At 63.4% G+C, this 16529-nt stretch carries 19 protein-coding genes; 16 read left to right on the top strand and 3 right to left on the bottom strand.

From position 1 onward, the window contains the following. Positions 1 to 4 precede the first annotated feature (4 nt). The 10 genes from secY to dsbD all read left to right on the top strand — a co-directional run bounded on the left by secY (position 5) and on the right by dsbD (position 7334). On the top strand, positions 5 to 1354 hold the full coding sequence (gene secY, locus QZM67_RS23265) for a preprotein translocase subunit SecY (RefSeq protein WP_006482915.1): 1350 nt from the start codon (positions 5 to 7) through the stop codon (positions 1352 to 1354). Between the two features lie 7 nt (positions 1355 to 1361). After that, positions 1362 to 1580: a translation initiation factor IF-1 gene (gene infA / locus QZM67_RS23260; RefSeq protein WP_004521905.1), complete on the top strand. Its 219-nt coding sequence runs from the start codon at positions 1362 to 1364 to the stop codon at positions 1578 to 1580. Between the two features lie 20 nt (positions 1581 to 1600). After that, positions 1601 to 1717: a 50S ribosomal protein L36 gene (rpmJ, locus tag QZM67_RS23255; RefSeq protein WP_004199844.1), complete on the top strand. Its 117-nt coding sequence runs from the start codon at positions 1601 to 1603 to the stop codon at positions 1715 to 1717. 38 nt (positions 1718 to 1755) lie between these two features. After that, positions 1756 to 2121 (top strand): 30S ribosomal protein S13, encoded by a 366-nt coding sequence (gene rpsM / locus QZM67_RS23250; protein ID WP_006477178.1) that lies wholly within the window; start codon positions 1756 to 1758, stop codon positions 2119 to 2121. 28 nt (positions 2122 to 2149) lie between these two features. After that, entirely contained in the window at positions 2150 to 2551 is a 402-nt protein-coding gene (gene rpsK, locus QZM67_RS23245; RefSeq protein WP_004197937.1) for a 30S ribosomal protein S11, read from the top strand. Between the two features lie 154 nt (positions 2552 to 2705). Next, positions 2706 to 3329, top strand: coding sequence for a 30S ribosomal protein S4 (rpsD, locus tag QZM67_RS23240; protein WP_011350679.1), 624 nt, complete (start codon positions 2706 to 2708; stop codon positions 3327 to 3329). A 124-nt stretch (positions 3330 to 3453) separates the two neighbouring features. Next, on the top strand, positions 3454 to 4431 hold the full coding sequence (rpoA, locus tag QZM67_RS23235) for a DNA-directed RNA polymerase subunit alpha (RefSeq protein ID WP_006477176.1): 978 nt from the start codon (positions 3454 to 3456) through the stop codon (positions 4429 to 4431). Between the two features lie 138 nt (positions 4432 to 4569). Then, entirely contained in the window at positions 4570 to 4965 is a 396-nt protein-coding gene (rplQ, locus tag QZM67_RS23230) for a 50S ribosomal protein L17 (protein WP_006477175.1), read from the top strand. Between the two features lie 202 nt (positions 4966 to 5167). Further along, positions 5168 to 5494: a divalent-cation tolerance protein CutA gene (gene cutA / locus QZM67_RS23225; protein ID WP_043191857.1), complete on the top strand. Its 327-nt coding sequence runs from the start codon at positions 5168 to 5170 to the stop codon at positions 5492 to 5494. After that, positions 5487 to 7334 carry a protein-disulfide reductase DsbD gene (gene dsbD, locus QZM67_RS23220; protein ID WP_301806956.1) on the top strand — a complete coding sequence of 616 codons (1848 nt, stop codon included), beginning with the start codon at positions 5487 to 5489 and terminating at the stop codon, positions 7332 to 7334. The genes cutA and dsbD overlap by 8 nt, the downstream gene beginning before the upstream one ends. 155 nt (positions 7335 to 7489) lie before the next feature. On the opposite strand, the gene hemB is transcribed toward dsbD, so the two are convergent. Both hemB and yihA read right to left on the bottom strand, forming a co-directional pair. Next, positions 7490 to 8488, bottom strand: coding sequence for a porphobilinogen synthase (gene hemB, locus QZM67_RS23215; protein ID WP_301806952.1), 999 nt, complete (start codon positions 8486 to 8488; stop codon positions 7490 to 7492). Between the two features lie 253 nt (positions 8489 to 8741). Continuing rightward, entirely contained in the window at positions 8742 to 9401 is a 660-nt protein-coding gene (gene yihA / locus QZM67_RS23210) for a ribosome biogenesis GTP-binding protein YihA/YsxC (RefSeq protein ID WP_043191851.1), read from the bottom strand. 214 nt (positions 9402 to 9615) lie between these two features. On the opposite strand from yihA, the gene QZM67_RS23205 reads away from it, so the two are divergent. From QZM67_RS23205 to msrQ, 5 genes are all read left to right on the top strand, one after another. After that, on the top strand, positions 9616 to 10278 hold the full coding sequence (locus QZM67_RS23205) for a cytochrome c (protein ID WP_301806972.1): 663 nt from the start codon (positions 9616 to 9618) through the stop codon (positions 10276 to 10278). A 217-nt stretch (positions 10279 to 10495) separates the two neighbouring features. Continuing rightward, the gene (locus tag QZM67_RS23200; protein ID WP_301806950.1) at positions 10496 to 12712 is read left to right on the top strand and encodes a cytochrome c biogenesis protein ResB; all 2217 of its coding nucleotides are present in this window, start codon (positions 10496 to 10498) and stop codon (positions 12710 to 12712) included. A 4-nt stretch (positions 12713 to 12716) separates the two neighbouring features. Continuing rightward, on the top strand, positions 12717 to 13907 hold the full coding sequence (ccsB, locus tag QZM67_RS23195) for a c-type cytochrome biogenesis protein CcsB (protein WP_089449756.1): 1191 nt from the start codon (positions 12717 to 12719) through the stop codon (positions 13905 to 13907). A gap of 158 nt (positions 13908 to 14065) precedes the next feature. Next, the gene (gene msrP / locus QZM67_RS23190) at positions 14066 to 15061 is read left to right on the top strand and encodes a protein-methionine-sulfoxide reductase catalytic subunit MsrP (protein WP_301806947.1); all 996 of its coding nucleotides are present in this window, start codon (positions 14066 to 14068) and stop codon (positions 15059 to 15061) included. Between the two features lie 20 nt (positions 15062 to 15081). Next, positions 15082 to 15768 (top strand): protein-methionine-sulfoxide reductase heme-binding subunit MsrQ, encoded by a 687-nt coding sequence (gene msrQ, locus QZM67_RS23185; RefSeq protein ID WP_301806945.1) that lies wholly within the window; start codon positions 15082 to 15084, stop codon positions 15766 to 15768. A gap of 78 nt (positions 15769 to 15846) precedes the next feature. Here msrQ and QZM67_RS23180 read toward each other — a convergent pair whose 3' ends face one another. Then, positions 15847 to 16125 (bottom strand): lipoprotein, encoded by a 279-nt coding sequence (locus QZM67_RS23180; protein ID WP_043191837.1) that lies wholly within the window; start codon positions 16123 to 16125, stop codon positions 15847 to 15849. A 36-nt stretch (positions 16126 to 16161) separates the two neighbouring features. Here QZM67_RS23180 and cyaY point away from each other — a divergent pair, with 36 nt between their 5' ends. After that, entirely contained in the window at positions 16162 to 16491 is a 330-nt protein-coding gene (cyaY, locus tag QZM67_RS23175) for an iron donor protein CyaY (RefSeq protein WP_043191836.1), read from the top strand. Positions 16492 to 16529 lie beyond the last annotated feature (38 nt).

The raw sequence follows: 16529 nt of genomic DNA, 5'->3' as shown, positions 1-16529 counted from the left end.
GTACTTGGCTAACAGCCCGAGTCTTGCAAAACCCGGTCGAAGCACGGCGAAATTCGGCGATCTGCGCCGGCGAGCGATGTTCCTGCTCCTGGCGCTGATCGTCTATCGCATCGGCGCGCACATTCCCGTGCCGGGCATCGATCCGGATCAACTGGCAAAGCTGTTCCAGAGCCAGGCGGGCGGCATCCTGGGCATGTTCAACATGTTCTCGGGTGGTGCGCTTTCCCGCTTCACGATCTTTGCGCTGGGGATCATGCCGTACATTTCGGCGTCGATCATCATGCAGTTGCTGGCGATTGTCTCGCCGCAGCTCGAGGCGCTGAAGAAGGAAGGGCAGGCAGGGCAACGGAAGATCACGCAGTACACGCGGTATTTCACCGTGGTGCTCGCGACCTTCCAGGCGTTCGGTATCGCGGCTGCGCTGGAAAACCAGCCCGGCCTCGTCACTGACCCCGGCATGCTGTTCCGTCTGACGACGGTCGTGACGCTGGTTACCGGCACGATGTTCCTGATGTGGCTCGGCGAGCAGATTACCGAGCGTGGTCTGGGCAACGGTATCTCGATCATCATCTTCGGCGGGATCGCAGCAGGGTTCCCGAATGCCGTCGGTGGGTTGTTCGAGCTGGTGCGTACGGGTTCGATGAGCATCATTTCGGCGATCATCATCGTCGTTCTGATTGCCGCGGTGACTTACCTGGTCGTGTTCATCGAACGCGGTCAGCGCAAGATCCTCGTGAACTACGCGAAGCGCCAGGTCGGCAACAAGATCTACGGTGGGCAGTCGTCGCATCTGCCGCTGAAGTTGAACATGTCGGGCGTGATTCCGCCGATCTTCGCATCGTCGATCATTCTGTTCCCGGCAACGATTCTCGGCTGGTTCAGTACCGGTCAGCCGACGGGAAGCTGGATTTCCAATACGTTGCATAACGTTGCGGAAGCGCTGAAGCCGGGCCAGCCGGTCTATGTGCTGCTGTACACGCTGGCGATCGTGTTTTTCTGCTTCTTCTACACCGCACTGGTGTTCAACAGCAGGGAAACCGCAGACAACCTGAAGAAGAGCGGCGCGTTCGTTCCGGGCATCCGTCCGGGCGATCAGACCGCACGATATATCGACCGCATCCTCACGCGTCTGACGCTGGCCGGTGCGATCTACATCGTCTTCGTGTGTCTGCTGCCGGAGTTTCTGGTGCTGCGCTGGAACGTGCCGTTTTATTTTGGTGGAACGTCGCTGCTGATCATTGTCGTCGTCACGATGGACTTTATGGCGCAGGTGCAGTCGTACGTTATGTCGCAACAGTATGAGTCACTGCTCAAGAAGGCGAACTTCAAGGGCGGCAACATCCCGATGCGTTGAAAGAACTATGGCCAAAGACGATGTAATCCAGATGCAGGGTGAGGTGATTGAAAACCTCCCGAATGCGACCTTCCGTGTGAAGCTGGAAAACGGCCATGTCGTGTTGGGTCATATTTCCGGAAAGATGCGGATGCACTACATCCGCATCCTGCCGGGCGACAAGGTGACGGTTGAGTTGACGCCTTACGATCTGTCTCGTGCGCGGATCGTGTTCCGGGCGAAGTGATTTGAAAAAAGGGTATTATCATGAAAGTGATGGCATCGGTTAAGCGCATTTGCCGCAATTGCAAGATCATCAAGCGCAAAGGCGTCGTTCGCGTGATCTGCAGCTCGGATCCGCGCCACAAGCAGCGCCAAGGCTGACCGCGCGTTTGTTTGCGCTTTTTGTTTGAGGAAAAACAATGGCTCGTATCGCAGGGGTTAACATCCCGAATCACCAGCACACCGAGATTGGCCTGACGGCAATCTTCGGTGTCGGCCGCACCCGTTCGCGCAGCATCTGCGTGGCAGCTGGCGTCGATTTTTCGAAGAAGGTCAAGGACTTGACCGACGCAGACTTGGAAAAGCTGCGTGAAGAAGTGGGCAAGTTTGTCGTCGAAGGCGATCTGCGCCGTGAAGTGACGATGAACATCAAGCGCCTGATGGACCTCGGTTGCTACCGTGGTGTTCGTCATCGCAAGGGCCTGCCGATGCGCGGTCAGCGTACGCGTACGAACGCACGTACTCGCAAGGGTCCGCGTCGTGCAGCGCAAGCGCTGAAGAAGTAAGCGGAACTGACAGTTACAGGAAAACGTAATGGCTAAGGCTTCGAACACCGCGGCGCAACGCGTTCGCAAGAAGGTTAAGAAGAACGTCGCTGAAGGCGTGGTTCACGTTCACGCGTCGTTCAACAACACGATCATCACGATCACCGATCGCCAAGGCAATGCACTGGCATGGGCGACGTCGGGCGGTCAGGGCTTCAAGGGCTCGCGCAAATCGACGCCGTTCGCTGCCCAGGTCGCAGCCGAGTCGGCTGGCCGCGTCGCGATGGAATACGGCGTGAAGAATCTGGAAGTGCGGATCAAGGGCCCGGGCCCGGGTCGTGAGTCGGCAGTGCGCGCACTGCACGGCCTCGGCATCAAGATCACCGCGATTTCGGACGTCACCCCGATTCCGCACAACGGCTGCCGTCCGCCGAAGCGTCGTCGTATCTAAAGATGTGCTGGCACGTTCGTGCTAGCACATTGCCTGTCGCCGCTCAGCGTCGACGGGCGTTGCTTTTTTGATTGACTAAGCCCACCGTTCGCCCCAAAGGGAGCGGACTAGCGCGGATTTCGATCCGCGTGACTGATTGATAAAGGAATGCAACGTGGCACGTTATATCGGCCCCAAAGCCAAGCTGTCCCGCCGTGAAGGCACCGACCTGTTCCTGAAGAGCGCACGCCGCTCGCTCGCCGACAAGTGCAAGCTCGACAGCAAGCCGGGTCAGCACGGCCGTACCTCGGGCGCACGTACGTCCGACTACGGTACGCAGCTGCGCGAAAAGCAGAAGGTCAAGCGTATCTACGGTGTGCTGGAGCGTCAGTTCCGCCGCTACTTCGCTGAAGCCGACCGCCGCAAGGGCAACACTGGTGAAAACCTGCTGCAACTGCTCGAATCGCGTCTCGACAACGTCGTGTATCGCATGGGCTTCGGCTCGACCCGCGCTGAAGCGCGTCAGCTGGTCAGCCACAAGTCGATCACCGTGAACGGCGTCGTTGCGAACGTCCCGTCGCAGCAAGTGAAGTCGGGTGACGTCGTCGCGATCCGCGAAAAGGCGAAGAAGCAAGCGCGTATCGTCGAAGCGCTGTCGCTGGCCGAGCAAGGCGGCATGCCGAGCTGGGTTGCAGTCGATGCGAAGAAGTTCGAAGGCACGTTCAAGCAAATGCCGGAACGCGCTGAAATCGCAGGCGACATCAACGAAAGCCTGATCGTCGAATTGTATTCGCGTTAATCCGATTGACGGCCGAGGTACCCCGATTGCGTTACGCAAGGAGGGCCCTCGGCTGTTTATTTTCTGGTTGTTACCGGTCAGCCTTATCGGTGTAACGAGCCGAGGGTATTGAAAAGGAAAGCCCATGCAAACCAGTTTGCTGAAACCCAAGATCATCGCCGTGGAATCGCTGGGCGAGAACCACGCGAGGGTGGTCATGGAACCGTTCGAACGCGGTTACGGCCATACCTTGGGCAATGCGCTGCGTCGCGTGCTGCTGTCGTCGATGGTTGGCTACGCGCCGACCGAAGTGACGATCGCGGGCGTGGTGCACGAGTACTCGACGCTGGATGGCGTGCAGGAAGACGTCGTCAACCTGCTGCTGAACCTGAAGGGCGTGGTGTTCAAGCTGCATAACCGTGACGAAGTGACGGTTACGTTGCGCAAGGAAGGTGAAGGCGTTGTCACGGCCGGCGATATCGAGCTGGCTCACGACTGCGAAGTCATCAACCCGAATCACGTGATTGCGCACCTGTCGAAGGGCGGCAAGCTCGACGTTCAGATCAAGATCGAAAAGGGTCGCGGCTATGTGCCCGGCAACGTTCGTCGCTACGGCGAAGACACGGCCAAGATCATCGGCCGCATCGTCCTCGACGCATCGTTCTCGCCGGTTCGCCGCGTGAGCTACGCTGTCGAAAGCGCACGTGTCGAGCAGCGTACCGACCTCGACAAGCTCGTGATGAACATCGAGACGAGCGGTGTGATCACGCCGGAAGAAGCGATCCGCCAATCGGCCCGCATCCTGGTCGACCAGCTGTCCGTGTTCGCGGCGCTGGAAGGCACGGAAACGGCAGCCGAAGCGCCGTCGCGTGCTCCGCAGATCGATCCGATCTTGCTGCGTCCGGTGGACGATCTCGAGCTGACGGTTCGTTCGGCGAACTGCCTGAAGGCCGAGAACATCTACTACATCGGCGACCTGATCCAGCGCACGGAAAACGAGCTGCTGAAGACGCCGAACCTCGGTCGCAAGTCGCTCAACGAGATCAAGGAAGTGCTCGCTTCGCGCGGTCTCACGCTGGGCATGAAGCTCGAAAACTGGCCGCCGGCTGGTCTCGACAAGTAAGCCTGGTTGTTGCTGTAGTTGGCAAAGATGCGGATTTTCCTTTAAAATCCGCATCTTGCTTTTTTTCGTTACCGGCCCGTGCACGCTTCGACGTGCGATAGAAGAGCTGGATCAAAACTTTGAATCAAGGAAACTGAAATGCGCCATCGTCATGGTCTGCGGAAACTGAACCGCACGAGCAGCCACCGTCTGGCTATGCTCCGTAACATGTCCAACTCGCTGATCGAGCACGAAGTCATCAAGACGACGCTGCCGAAGGCGAAGGAACTCCGTAAAGTCGTCGAGCCGCTGATCACGCTCGGCAAGAAGCCGTCGCTGGCAAACCGTCGCCTGGCGTTCAACCGCCTGCGCGATCGTGACTCGGTGGCGAAGCTGTTCGACGTGCTCGGTCCGCGTTTCGCGAACCGTCCGGGCGGCTACCTGCGCGTGCTGAAGTTCGGCTTCCGCGTGGGCGACAACGCACCGATGGCACTGGTCGAGCTGCTCGATCGTCCGGAAGTCGACGAAACGGAAAACGTGCAAGAAGCTGAGTAAGCTTCCGGTACGCAGCAGTATCTGAAAGGGGCCGAGCGATTGCTTGGCCCTTTTTGTTTTTCAGGCGCCGGCTGCGATCGATTGTCGCAGGGCGGTGCCGGCAGCGTTGCGCGGGCTGCGCTACGATACGGGGCAGCCAACGCGCTCCCCAGGTGGGCAATCCGCGTCGGCAGGAGCCGATAGACCAGCCAGGAGGGCGCGGATGATAGTGGTGCTGATGCTGACGACGGTGCCCGATGCCGCGACCGCTCAGGCGCTTTCAGACGGTGCGCTCGATGCGCGGCTTGCCGCGTGCGTGTCGGAGCTCGGTGCGATCAAATCGCGCTATCACTGGCAGGGCAAGGTCGAAACGGCCGACGAGATCCAGTTGCTGTTCAAGACGAGCCCCGTGCGGGCGCTCGAACTGGAGCGATTTATTCTCGCGCATCATCCTTACGAGACGCCCGAAATCGTCTCGTGGCAGACGACGGCATCGGCCGCGTACGGTCAATGGGTGATCAACGAAACTCAACGTCTATTTCATGTTTAACGGTATGGCGCTTCCCGTGCGCGTGCGCGCGCTGCGATTCCTCGCAGTCCTGTTGTCGTTCATGCTCGTGCTGGGCGGCCTGTCGGTCGCGCGCGCGGCCGACGATTTCCTCGATCCGTCGGTTGCGTTCAAGTTCAGTGCGAGCGAATCGCCGGGACAGGTGGACGTCCGCTTCAAGGTCGCCAACGGTTATTACCTGTACCGCGAGCGGTTCGCGTTCGCGGTGAAGAGCGGACAGGCGACGCTCGGCGAGCCGCAATTCCCGGCCGGCCACGTGAAGTTCGACCAGACGTTCCAGAAGAACGTCGAGACCTACCGCGACGAAGTCATCGTTCACGTGCCCGTCAAGCAGGCGTCGGGGCCGTTCGAGCTCGCGGTGACGTCGCAGGGGTGCGCGGACGAGGGCATCTGCTATCCGCCGGCCGAGCACGTCGTGAAGGTCGACGGCGCCGCGCTGGGTGCCGCCTCGTCGTCCGGCGATACGGCCGCTGCGGGCAGCTGGTTCGACAAGGTCACCAGCGCCGATTTCGCGCAGTCGCTGCTCGAAGGGCACGGCTTCTTCACGATCGTCGCACTGTATTTCGTCGCGGGCGTCGTGCTGAGCCTGCTGCCGTGTTCGTACCCGATGATCCCGATCGTGTCGGCGATCATCATCGGCCAGGGCACGCGCGCGACGCATGCGCGCGGTTTCGCGCTGTCGCTGACCTACGTGGTCGGCATGGCGCTGGTCTACACGGTTCTCGGCATCGCCGCGGCGCTGGTCGGCCAGAGCCTCGGTGCATGGCTGCAGAACCCATGGGTGCTCGGTGCGTTCGGCGTGCTGCTGACCGCGTTTGCCGTCTCGCTGATCTCGGGCAAGGACATCGCGCTGCCCGCACGCTGGCAGAACGGCGCGGCCGAGGCATCGGGCGCGCGCCAGGGCGGCCATTTCGTCGCGGTCGCGGCGATGGGCGCGCTGTCCGCGCTGGTCGTCGGTGCGTGCATGACGGCGCCGCTATTCGCGGTGCTGGCCTTCATCGCCCACACGGGCAATGCGCTGCTCGGCGGTGCCGCGCTGTTCGCGATGGGGCTGGGGCTTGGCGTGCCGCTGCTGGTCGTCGGCGTCGGCGCCGGGACCGTGCTGCCGCGCGCCGGCGCCTGGATGGATGGCGTGAAGGTGTTCTTCGGCATCGTGCTGCTCGCAGCCGCGCTGTGGATCGTGTGGCCGGTGCTGGCCGGTGGCCTGAAGATGGTGCTCGCTGCGTTGTGGCTGCTGATCGCGGCCGCGGCGCTCGGGTTGTTCACGCCGAATGCCGGCGCCACGTCTATCTGGCGTCGCCTCGGCCGTGGCGTGGGTGCTGCACTCGCGATCTGGGCGGCCACGCTGCTCGTCGGCCTGGCCGCGGGGTCGACCGATCCGGTCAAGCCGCTGGCGGTGCTGGCGGCACGCACGGTTGCGTCCGGCGGCGCTGCGACGGCAGGCGCGGCCGCAGCGCAAGGTGGCCCCGCGTTCGCCTCGGTGAGCTCGAGTGGCGAACTCGACGCGCTGCTGAAGACGTCCGGCCAGCCCGTGATGCTCGACTTCTACGCCGACTGGTGCGTGAGCTGCAAGGAGATGGAGCATCTGACGTTTACCGACGCGCGCGTGCAGGCGCGGCTCGCGCAGCTTCACCTCGTGCGCGCGGATGTCACCGCGAACAACCCGGACGACCAGGCGCTGTTGAAGCGCTTCAACCTGTTCGGGCCGCCGGGCATCATCTTCTTCGATCGCAACGGTAACGAGATCGGGCGTGTGGTTGGCTATCAGGCGGCCGAGACGTTCCTGCGCAGCCTGGACCGGGCTGCCGTTCCGACGGTATGACCATGCCTGTCGGGGGCGTGCCGGTGGCGAAGCGGCGCGCTCGTGCGGCATGAGCGGACGATCGACACGAGCAGACGGCTCCGGTCGACGGCAAACAAAAAACGGCGGGGCACCGAAGTGTCCCGCCGTTTTTCTTTCCGCCTGCCGGCGGGCAATCAGCTTTGCGCTTTCAGCAGACGCGCGGCGTCGAGTGCGAAGTACGTGAGCACGCCGTCGGCGCCCGCCCGCTTGAACGCGAGCAGCGATTCGAGCACGACCTTGTCGTGGTCGAGCCAGCCGTTCATCGCGGCGGCCTTCAGCATCGCGTATTCGCCGCTCACCTGGTACACGTAGGTCGGGAAGCGGAACTCGTCCTTCACGCGGCGCACGATGTCGAGGTACGGCATGCCGGGCTTGACCATCACCATGTCGGCGCCTTCGTCGATGTCGAGGCGCACTTCGCGCAGCGCTTCGTCGCTGTTCGCCGGATCCATCTGGTAGGTCATCTTGTTGCCCTTGCCCAGATTGGAGGCCGAGCCGACTGCGTCGCGGAACGGACCATAGAACGCCGATGCGAACTTGGCCGAATAGGCCATGATCCGCGTGTGGATATGGCCGTCGCTTTCCAGCATTTCGCGGATGGCGCTGATGCGGCCGTCCATCATGTCCGACGGGGCGACGATGTCGACACCGGCTTCAGCCTGCGCGCGCGCCTGATCGATCAGGATCTCGATCGTGTCGTCGTTGATCACGTAGCCATTTTCGTCGAGCACGCCGTCCTGGCCATGGCTCGTGTACGGATCGAGTGCGACGTCGGTCAGCACGCCGAGCTCGGGGAAGCGCTTTTTCAGCTCGCGCACCGCGCGCGGGATCAGGCCTGCCGGATTGGCTGCCTCGCGGCCGTCAGGCGTCTTCACCGACGGCTCGATGGCCGGGAACAGCGACAGCACGGGCACGCCGAGTTCGACGCATTGCTCGGCGACCTGCATCAGCAGATCGACGGACACGCGTTCGACGCCCGGCATCGACGGCACCGGCTGCCTTTCGTTGGTGCCTTCGACGACGAATACCGGATAGATCAGGTCGTCGGTGGTCAGGCGGTTTTCGCGCATCAGGCGGCGGGAGAAGTCGTCGCGGCGCATCCGGCGCGGACGATGAAGCGGATGGAAGCTCATGGCGATTGGGTAGAAATCAGGGCAGTAAGAACCTTACGGAACCCTTCGGTCATTTTCGGGAGCGTTGGTATATGATAGCGATCGAGCGGCGCGCGTTGCGTGCAGCTCCCCGCTTCTCCTCCCTGAGCGGGTGCCTGTCGTTTTTCGATTAGGCTGTTTGACCCGCCGTTCAACGGCGGGTTTTTTTATGAGCCGGCCGAAATCGCAGGTGCCGTCAGGTGCGCGCCGCCGATCCCGGCCGCGCGTTGCCCGATCATTGTGCTACAGGCTCGCTTTTTTCGTCGGCGGCGGACGGCCGCACCCAGCTCTCGATCAGCGCGTGCGCCTCGTCGAGCCCCGTGCGCTTCATTGCCGAGAACAGCTGAACCGTCAGCTTGCCCTGGACACCCTGGTCACGATACGCATCGAGCCCCTTTTGCGCGGTCCGCAGCGCATTGATGCTTTCCTGCCGCGTCAATTTGTCGCACTTCGTCAGCAGCGTGTGGATCGGCTTGCCGGTCGGCACGAACCACTCGATCATGCGGCGATCGAGGTCGGTCAGCGGACGGCGCGAATCCATCATCAGGATCAGGCCGCAAAGCTGCGAGCGGGTCGCGAGATAGGACGACAGCAGCATTTCCCAGTGCGCCTTGGCGGCGCCGGGCACTTCCGCGTAGCCGTAGCCGGGCAGGTCGACGAGGTTCGCGACGGGCTCGTCGGCCGGGCCGACGGAGAAGTAGTTGATATGCTGCGTGCGGCCGGGCGTCTTCGACGCGAAGGCGAGCCGCTTCTGGTTGCACAGCACGTTGATCGCCGTCGACTTGCCGGCATTCGAGCGTCCCGCGAACGCGATTTCCGGCTGGACCGTCGGCGGCAGGTCGCGCAGATGGTTGACGGTCGTGTAGAAGCGGGCTTGATGGAGCAGAAAGGCCATGGGAACCGGAAGGACGGGCGGCGCAAGCCGCTTGGTGGAGGCGGGGTAGCCCCGATAGGCGCCGGAGCTTTCAACACGATATTGTACAATACGGCGGTTTTACCGAAGGCTACCGGGCGCCTGCCTCGCGCTTTTATGTAGCTTCTGCGGTAGACTGAACGCCGTCGTTTTTTGCAGAACCTCAAATTCCCACAAGACGAAACAGGGTGTGCGAATGAATCGACTGTGCAAGTCTCTGATGGTGCTTCAGGTTGCAGCAGGGTTCGTAGGTTTCGTAGCGGAGGCAAACGCGGCAAACGCGGCAGACGCGGCAAAGCCGGATCTCGACCGCGGCAAGGCGATTGCCGGGCAGGTCTGCGCGTCGTGTCACGGCGCCGACGGCAACAGCGCGTCGGGCAGTTTCCCGAAGCTTGCCGGCCAGCATCCCGAATATCTGGTCAAGCAGTTGAACGACTTCAAGACGCAGCCGGGCGCGAAGGGGCCGGTGCGGAACAACGCGGTGATGGTCGGATTCGCGAGCGCGTTGAGCGCGGACGACATGCGCAACGTCGCCGCGTACTACGGGTCGCAGTCGACGAAGCTCGGCACCGCACGCGATGCGGCAACCGTGCCGATCGGCCAGAAGATCTATCGCGGCGGCATCGCGGAGAAGGGCGTCCCCGCCTGCGCGAGCTGCCACGGGCCGACAGGGCAGGGGATCCCGGTCCAGTACCCGCGTCTGTCGGGGCAATGGGCCGATTACACGGTCGCGCAGTTGACCGCGTTCCAGCAGGGTGCCGGCGCGCGCAACAACAACGAGGCGATGCATCAGATCGCGACGCGGCTGTCGGACAACGAGATCAAGGCCGTCGCGGATTACATCGCGGGCCTGCGTTGAGCGGTCAGCCGCGAGAATGACCGGGCGCCCGAAGGGCGGCCGGAGTCAGAACAAGAAAAGGGTGGGGCGCCGCATCGTTGCGGTTGCCTCGCCCTTCTTTTTTGTCGGCACGCGCCAGGCCAAGTCAGGATGGAGCGGCTTGCCGGAGATGGGGGGCTGCGCTCCCCAAGCGAACAAAGTGAGCGTTGGGGGCTGTTTCCCCTGAGTCGGAGTTTGAATGAGCGTTACCACGTCGGGGTTGCAGTCGAAGTCGGGTCAGGGTGCGTCCAAGCGCGCGGTCGAGCTGCTGAGCTCGATGCGCTTCGCGATCGCGCTGCTGGTGGTGCTGTCGATCGCGAGCATCATCGGCACGGTCCTGACCCAGGACGATCCGTATCCGAACTATGTGAACCAGTTCGGGCCGTTCTGGGCGGACATTTTCCGCTCGCTCGGCCTGTACAACGTGTACAGCGCGTGGTGGTTCATGCTGATCCTGATCTTCCTCGTCGTGTCGATCTCGCTGTGCGTGATCCGCAACGCGCCGAAGATGCTCGCAGATGCGAAGAGCTGGAAGGACAAGGTTCGCGAAGGCAGCCTGCGCGCGTTCCACCACAAGGCCGAGTACACGGCGTCCGGCACGCGCGCGACCGTCGCGGCGACGCTCGCCACGTTCGTCACCAAGGCCGGCTACAAGCACGTCGTGCGTGAAAACGACGGTGCGACGCTGATCTCCGCGAAGCGCGGCGCGATGACCAAGTGGGGCTACATCTCCGCTCACCTCGCGATCGTCGTGATCTGTATCGGCGGCCTGCTCGACAGCAACCTGCCGATCAAATTCCAGATGTGGATGTTCGGCAAGAGCCCGGTCAACACGAGCGCGACGATCAGCGAGATCTCGCCGGATCATCGCCTGTCCGTGTCGAACCCGACGTTCCGCGGCTACGCGTGGGTGCCCGAGGGCCAGTTCGTGTCGACCGCGATCCTGAACCAGCCGAGCGGCTCGCTGATCCAGGATCTGCCGTTCTCGATCCAGCTCAACAAGTTCATCGTCGATTACTACACGACGGGCATGCCGAAGCTGTTCGCGAGCGACATCGTCGTGATCGATCGCGAGACCGGCCAGAAGATCCCGGCGCGCGTCGAGGTCAACAAGCCGTTCACGTACAAGGGCGTGTCGATCTACCAGTCGAGCTTCCAGGACGGCGGCTCGCAGATGCAGATGACGGCCTACCCGATGACGGGTGGCAACGCGAAGACCTTCCCCGTGCAGGGCACGATCGGCAGTTCGGCGCCGCTGCAGATGCCGGGCAACGATGGCGACACGATAGAGTTCTCCGATTTCCGCGCGATCAACGTCGAGAACATGGCCGACGCGAACGGCAAGCCGGACGTACGCGGCGTGGCGACGACGAGCTCGCTGAAGGAAGCGTTCGACGAACGGCTCGGCTCCGGCGCGAAGACGTCGAAGCCGACGCAGCTCCACAACATCGGCCCGTCCGTGCAATACAAGATCCGCGGCAAGGACGGCCAGGCGCGCGAGTTCAACAACTACATGCTGCCCGTCGACATGAATGGCGTGCGCGTGTTCCTCGCCGGCGTGCGCGCGAGCCCGAACGACCCGTTCCGCTACATGCGGATTCCGGCCGACAGCCAGGATTCGATCGGCGAATGGATGCGCCTGCGCGCCGCGCTTGAGGATCCGACCGTGCGCGCCGAAGCCGCCGCGCGCTTCGCGCAACGTTCGCTGCCGGGCACCGACGCATCGCTGCGCGGCCGCCTGCAGGACAGCGCATCGAAGGTGCTGACCCTGTTTGCGGCGAGTGACGACAGCGTCGGCCGCGGCGCCGACGGCCAGCCGATCGGCGGCTTCCAGGCGGTGGCGACGTTCATCGACCGCTCGGTGCCCAAGGCAGAGCAGGAGAAGGCCGCGAGCCTGCTGCTGCGGATGCTCGAAGGCTCGATGTGGGAGGTCTGGCAGATCGCGCGCGAGCGTGCCGGCGAGCCGGCGGCGCAGCAGGGCACCGACACGATCCGCTTCGTGCAGAACGCGATCAATGCGCTATCTGACAGCTTTTTGTATGGATCGCCGGTCTATTTGCAGCTTGACTCATTCAAGCAGGTGCAAGCTTCGGTATTTCAGTTGACGCGCGCACCCGGCAAGAATCTGGTGTATCTTGGCAGCCTGCTGCTGGTCGCCGGCATCTTCTCGATGTTCTACGTGCGCGAGCGGCGCCTCTGGTTCTGGTTGAAGGACGCCGGTTCGGGCGTCGATGTGGTGATGGCAATGTCCACGGCCCGCAAGACCTTCGATTTCGAGAAAGAATTCGTGCAGACGCGCGACGCGGCCGGTGCCGCCCTGCACGCCGCACCTCGCGACGCCGCGCCGGCCCGTGCGGCATCGACGGCCCGTCCGCCTGCCGGCGGCGGTTCCGATTCCGAGAATTCCACCCGGTAACATCATGGATCTCACGCAAGTTTCCTCTTCCCATCGGGCGTCGGCCCAGGCTCCAGTTGTGGCGCCGCTGTTCGACGACCGTCCGTTCCTCGCGCGCCTGTCGTTGCTCGACTGGCTGTTCGCGCTGGCGCTCGTGGTGGGCGCGGGCTATGCGCTCGTGCACTACAACGAGCACATGAATTACTACGACAAGGCCGTGATGATCGGCACCGTGCCGGCGCTCATCACGCTCGGCTGGCGCTGGAAGCCCGCGCGACTGATGATGGCGTCGATCACCGTGCTGGCGCTGCTGTCGATCCAGATCTACCAGGGCGATCTCGCGCGCGCCGATTCGGCGTTCTTCCTCAAGTACTTCCTGTCGAGCCAGTCGGCCATCCTGTGGATGAGCGCGCTGTTCGTGCTCGCGACGATCTTCTACTGGATCGGTTTGCTCGCACGCTCGGAGTCGGGCTCCGCGATCGGCCAGAAGCTCACGTGGGTCGCCGTGCTGATGGGCTTCACCGGCCTGATGGTGCGCTGGTACGAGTCCTACCTGATCGGCGCGGACGTCGGGCACATTCCGGTGTCGAACCTGTATGAAGTGTTCGTGCTGTTCAGCCTGATCACGGCGCTGCTCTATCTGTATTACGAAGGCCATTACGGCACGCGCGCGCTGGGCGCGTTCGTGCTGCTGGTGATCAGCGCAGCCGTCGGTTTCCTGATGTGGTATTCGGTCGCGCGCGATGCGCAGCAGATCCAGCCGCTCGTGCCGGCGCTGCAGAGCTGGTGGATGAAGATTCACGTGCCGGCGAACTTCATCGGCTATGGCAGCTTCGCGCTGTCGGCGATGGTGTCGGTCGCGTACCTGATGAAGGAGCGCGGCGTGCTCGCGGATCGCCTGCCGACGCTCGAAGTGCTCGACGACGTGATGTACAAGTCGATCGCGGTCGGTTTCGCGTTCTTCACGATCGCGACGATCCTCGGCGCGCTGTGGGCCGCTGAAGCCTGGGGCGGCTACTGGAGCTGGGACCCGAAGGAAACCTGGGCGCTGATCGTATGGCTCAACTACGCGGCGTGGCTGCACATGCGCCTGATGAAGGGCCTGCGCGGCTCGGTGGCCGCATGGTGGGCGCTCACGGGCCTGCTCGTGACGACCTTCGCGTTCCTCGGCGTCAACATGTTCCTGTCCGGGCTGCACAGCTACGGCAAGCTGTAAGATTTCCGCTGTTCGTCCGACTATGAGACCGCCGGTGCACCGTGTGCCCGGCGGTTTTCTTTTGTAACGGGCGGGCGGTCCGGGCGTCGAACGGCGCAAGACGGGTCGGGTCGAACGCTCATGAAGCTGCGCGCGGCGCATGCAGGAGGAGCAGCACGATGTGGATCAAACGCCCTTTGCGGAACGTACTGACCGGCGGCGATATTGCGCCCGGCGAAATCACGCCGCGTGCGGTCTTCGAGAACCGGCGGCGCGCGTTGCAGGCGGCCGGCCTCGCGGCGGCGGGCGGGCTGCTCGGCGGCAGTGGCGCAGCATGGGCCGCCTATGCGTCGCCCGATGCGCGGGCCGCGAAGCTCGCGGCGAAGACGAATGCGAAGTTCGTCGCGGCCGACAAGGTGACGCCGTTCAAGGACATCACGTCCTACAACAACTTCTACGAGTTCGGCACCGACAAGAGTGACCCCGCGCAGAACGCCGGCACGTTGCGGCCGCGCCCGTGGCGCGTGAGCGTCGAAGGCGAGGTGCTGCATCCGAAGGTGTTCGATCTCGACGAACTGCTGAAGCTCGCGCCGCTCGAGGAGCGCGTGTACCGGTTGCGCTGCGTCGAGGGCTGGTCGATGGTGATCCCGTGGATCGGCGTGCCGTTGTCCGAGCTGATCAAGCGCGTGCAGCCGACCGGCAACGCGAAATACGTGCAGTTCATCACGCTGGCCGATCCGTCGCAGATGCCCGGCCTCTCGACGCCCGTGCTCGACTGGCCGTACTCGGAAGGGCTGCGGATGGACGAGGCGATGAATCCGCTGACGCTGCTGACGATGGGCGTCTACGGGCAGGTGCTGCCGAACCAGAACGGCGCGCCGGTGCGGATCGTCGTGCCGTGGAAGTACGGCTTCAAGAGCGCGAAGTCGCTCGTGAAGATCCGCTTCGTCGACAAGCAGCCGAAGACGAGCTGGAACACGTATGCGGCGAGCGAGTACGGCTTTTATTCGAACGTGAACCCGAACGTCGATCATCCGCGCTGGAGCCAGGCGACCGAGCGGCGCATCGGCGAGGACGGCTTTTTCACGCCGAAGCGCAAGACACTGATGTTCAACGGCTACGGCGATCTGGTTGCGTCGATGTATCAGGGCATGGACCTGAAGAAGAACTTCTGAGCGTGACGGTGAGAAACGACATGCCTCCTTCGACGCTGACACCCGCGCGCGCAGCCGGCGCCGGTTCGGCTGCACGTGCCGCGCGGTGCGGTGCGGTCCGTCCCGCCGCGCCGCGCTGGCTCGCGCCGGCCAAGGTGCTGGTTTTCGCGGCCGGCCTTTATCCGCTCGCGCGTCTCGTGCTGTTCGGGCTGACCGACCGGCTCGGCGCGAATCCGATCGAGTTCATCACGCGTTCGACGGGCCTCTGGACGCTCGTCTTGTTGTGCATCACGCTCGCTGTCACGCCGCTGCGGCGCATGACAGGGTTCGCCGCGCTGCTGCGTTTTCGCCGGATGATCGGGCTGTTCGCGTTCTTTTACGCGACGCTGCACTTCACGACCTACCTGTGGTTCGACAAGTGGTTCGACGTCGTTGCGATCCTGAAGGACGTCGGCAAACGCCCGTTCATCACGGTCGGTTTCGCCGCGTTCGTGCTGCTGATTCCGCTCGCGGCAACCTCGCCGCGCGCGATGGTGCGCCGGCTCGGCCGCCACTGGGCGACGCTGCACAGCGCGATCTACGTGATCGCGCTGTTCGGCGTGCTGCACTTCTGGTGGATGAGGGCCGGCAAGCACAATCTTGCGCAGCCGAAGCTTTATGCGGCGATCGTTGCCGCGCTGCTTGGCTGGCGGGTCATTGCATGGGGATGGCGGCGCGTGCGCGCGTGACGGCGCAGCCTGGAAAAACAAAAGGCGATGACCGGGAAGTCATCGCCTTGTTTCACGAGCGGTGCAGGCGGCGCGCCGTTACTTTGCGACGGCCGGGCTCGATGCCGGTGCGGGCTTGGCCGATGCGCCGCTCGACAATTCGGGCGACAGCGTGAGCGGCGTACCGGACGAATCGGGCACACTGTCGGACGACGCGTTTTCATCGGTCGGCTTCACGTCCGACGGCGGCGCGTCCTGCTGCTGGAGTGGCTTGGGCATCGGAGGCACGGTGGGCAGATAGAGCGCGCCGCTTTGACCGCAGCCGGCAAGAATCGCCAAAGCCGCTACAATCGCGCTCATCCGGAAAACGACTCGCATGATCGTCCCTGAACAATTGAACCGATAGAGTTTAGCATGTCCGATACCGAATACCTGACCCGTGCCGAGGCCGTGCTGGCGGCCGTCGAGCGTACCGTCGACGACGCCAACGACGGCGATCACGACATCGATCTGGAGCGCAACGGCAGCGTCCTGACGCTGACGTTCGAGAACGGCTCGAAGATCATCGTCAACCTGCAGCCGCCGATGAAGGAAGTGTGGATTGCCGCGAAGGCGGGCGGTTTCCACTACCGTTTCATCGACGGCGAATGGCGCGATACGCGCACGGGCACCGAGTTTTTCTCTGCGCTCACCGAATACGCGACGCAGCAGGCCGGCCTGGCTATCACGTTCAGCGCGCCGTAACGGCCACGGCCGAAGCCGGGGCCGCGCCCCGAGCTGTC

Source organism: Burkholderia sp. AU45251 (assembly GCF_030482905.1).
Classification (GTDB): Bacteria; Pseudomonadota; Gammaproteobacteria; order Burkholderiales; family Burkholderiaceae; genus Burkholderia; species Burkholderia aenigmatica.
The sequence above is the reverse complement of the archived record's forward strand: the minus strand, read 5'-3'. Positions and strand labels throughout refer to the sequence as shown.

Bases quoted from the DNA above. Each gene is read 5' to 3' on its own strand.
- infA (WP_004521905.1), top strand. From the start codon at position 1,362: ATGGCCAAAGACGATGTAATCCAGATGCAGGGTGAGGTGATTGAAAAC.
- rpmJ (WP_004199844.1), top strand. From the start codon at position 1,601: ATGAAAGTGATGGCATCGGTTAAGCGCATTTGCCGCAATTGCAAGATC.
- rpsM (WP_006477178.1), top strand. From the start codon at position 1,756: ATGGCTCGTATCGCAGGGGTTAACATCCCGAATCACCAGCACACCGAG.
- rpsK (WP_004197937.1), top strand. From the start codon at position 2,150: ATGGCTAAGGCTTCGAACACCGCGGCGCAACGCGTTCGCAAGAAGGTT.
- rpoA (WP_006477176.1), top strand. From the start codon at position 3,454: ATGCAAACCAGTTTGCTGAAACCCAAGATCATCGCCGTGGAATCGCTG.
- rplQ (WP_006477175.1), top strand. From the start codon at position 4,570: ATGCGCCATCGTCATGGTCTGCGGAAACTGAACCGCACGAGCAGCCAC.
- cutA (WP_043191857.1), top strand. From the start codon at position 5,168: ATGATAGTGGTGCTGATGCTGACGACGGTGCCCGATGCCGCGACCGCT.
- dsbD (WP_301806956.1), top strand. From the start codon at position 5,487: ATGTTTAACGGTATGGCGCTTCCCGTGCGCGTGCGCGCGCTGCGATTC.
- hemB (WP_301806952.1), bottom strand. From the start codon at position 8,488: ATGAGCTTCCATCCGCTTCATCGTCCGCGCCGGATGCGCCGCGACGAC.
- yihA (WP_043191851.1), bottom strand. From the start codon at position 9,401: ATGGCCTTTCTGCTCCATCAAGCCCGCTTCTACACGACCGTCAACCAT.
- QZM67_RS23205 (WP_301806972.1), top strand. From the start codon at position 9,616: ATGAATCGACTGTGCAAGTCTCTGATGGTGCTTCAGGTTGCAGCAGGG.
- QZM67_RS23200 (WP_301806950.1), top strand. From the start codon at position 10,496: ATGAGCGTTACCACGTCGGGGTTGCAGTCGAAGTCGGGTCAGGGTGCG.
- ccsB (WP_089449756.1), top strand. From the start codon at position 12,717: ATGGATCTCACGCAAGTTTCCTCTTCCCATCGGGCGTCGGCCCAGGCT.
- msrP (WP_301806947.1), top strand. From the start codon at position 14,066: ATGTGGATCAAACGCCCTTTGCGGAACGTACTGACCGGCGGCGATATT.
- msrQ (WP_301806945.1), top strand. From the start codon at position 15,082: ATGCCTCCTTCGACGCTGACACCCGCGCGCGCAGCCGGCGCCGGTTCG.
- QZM67_RS23180 (WP_043191837.1), bottom strand. From the start codon at position 16,125: ATGCGAGTCGTTTTCCGGATGAGCGCGATTGTAGCGGCTTTGGCGATT.
- cyaY (WP_043191836.1), top strand. From the start codon at position 16,162: ATGTCCGATACCGAATACCTGACCCGTGCCGAGGCCGTGCTGGCGGCC.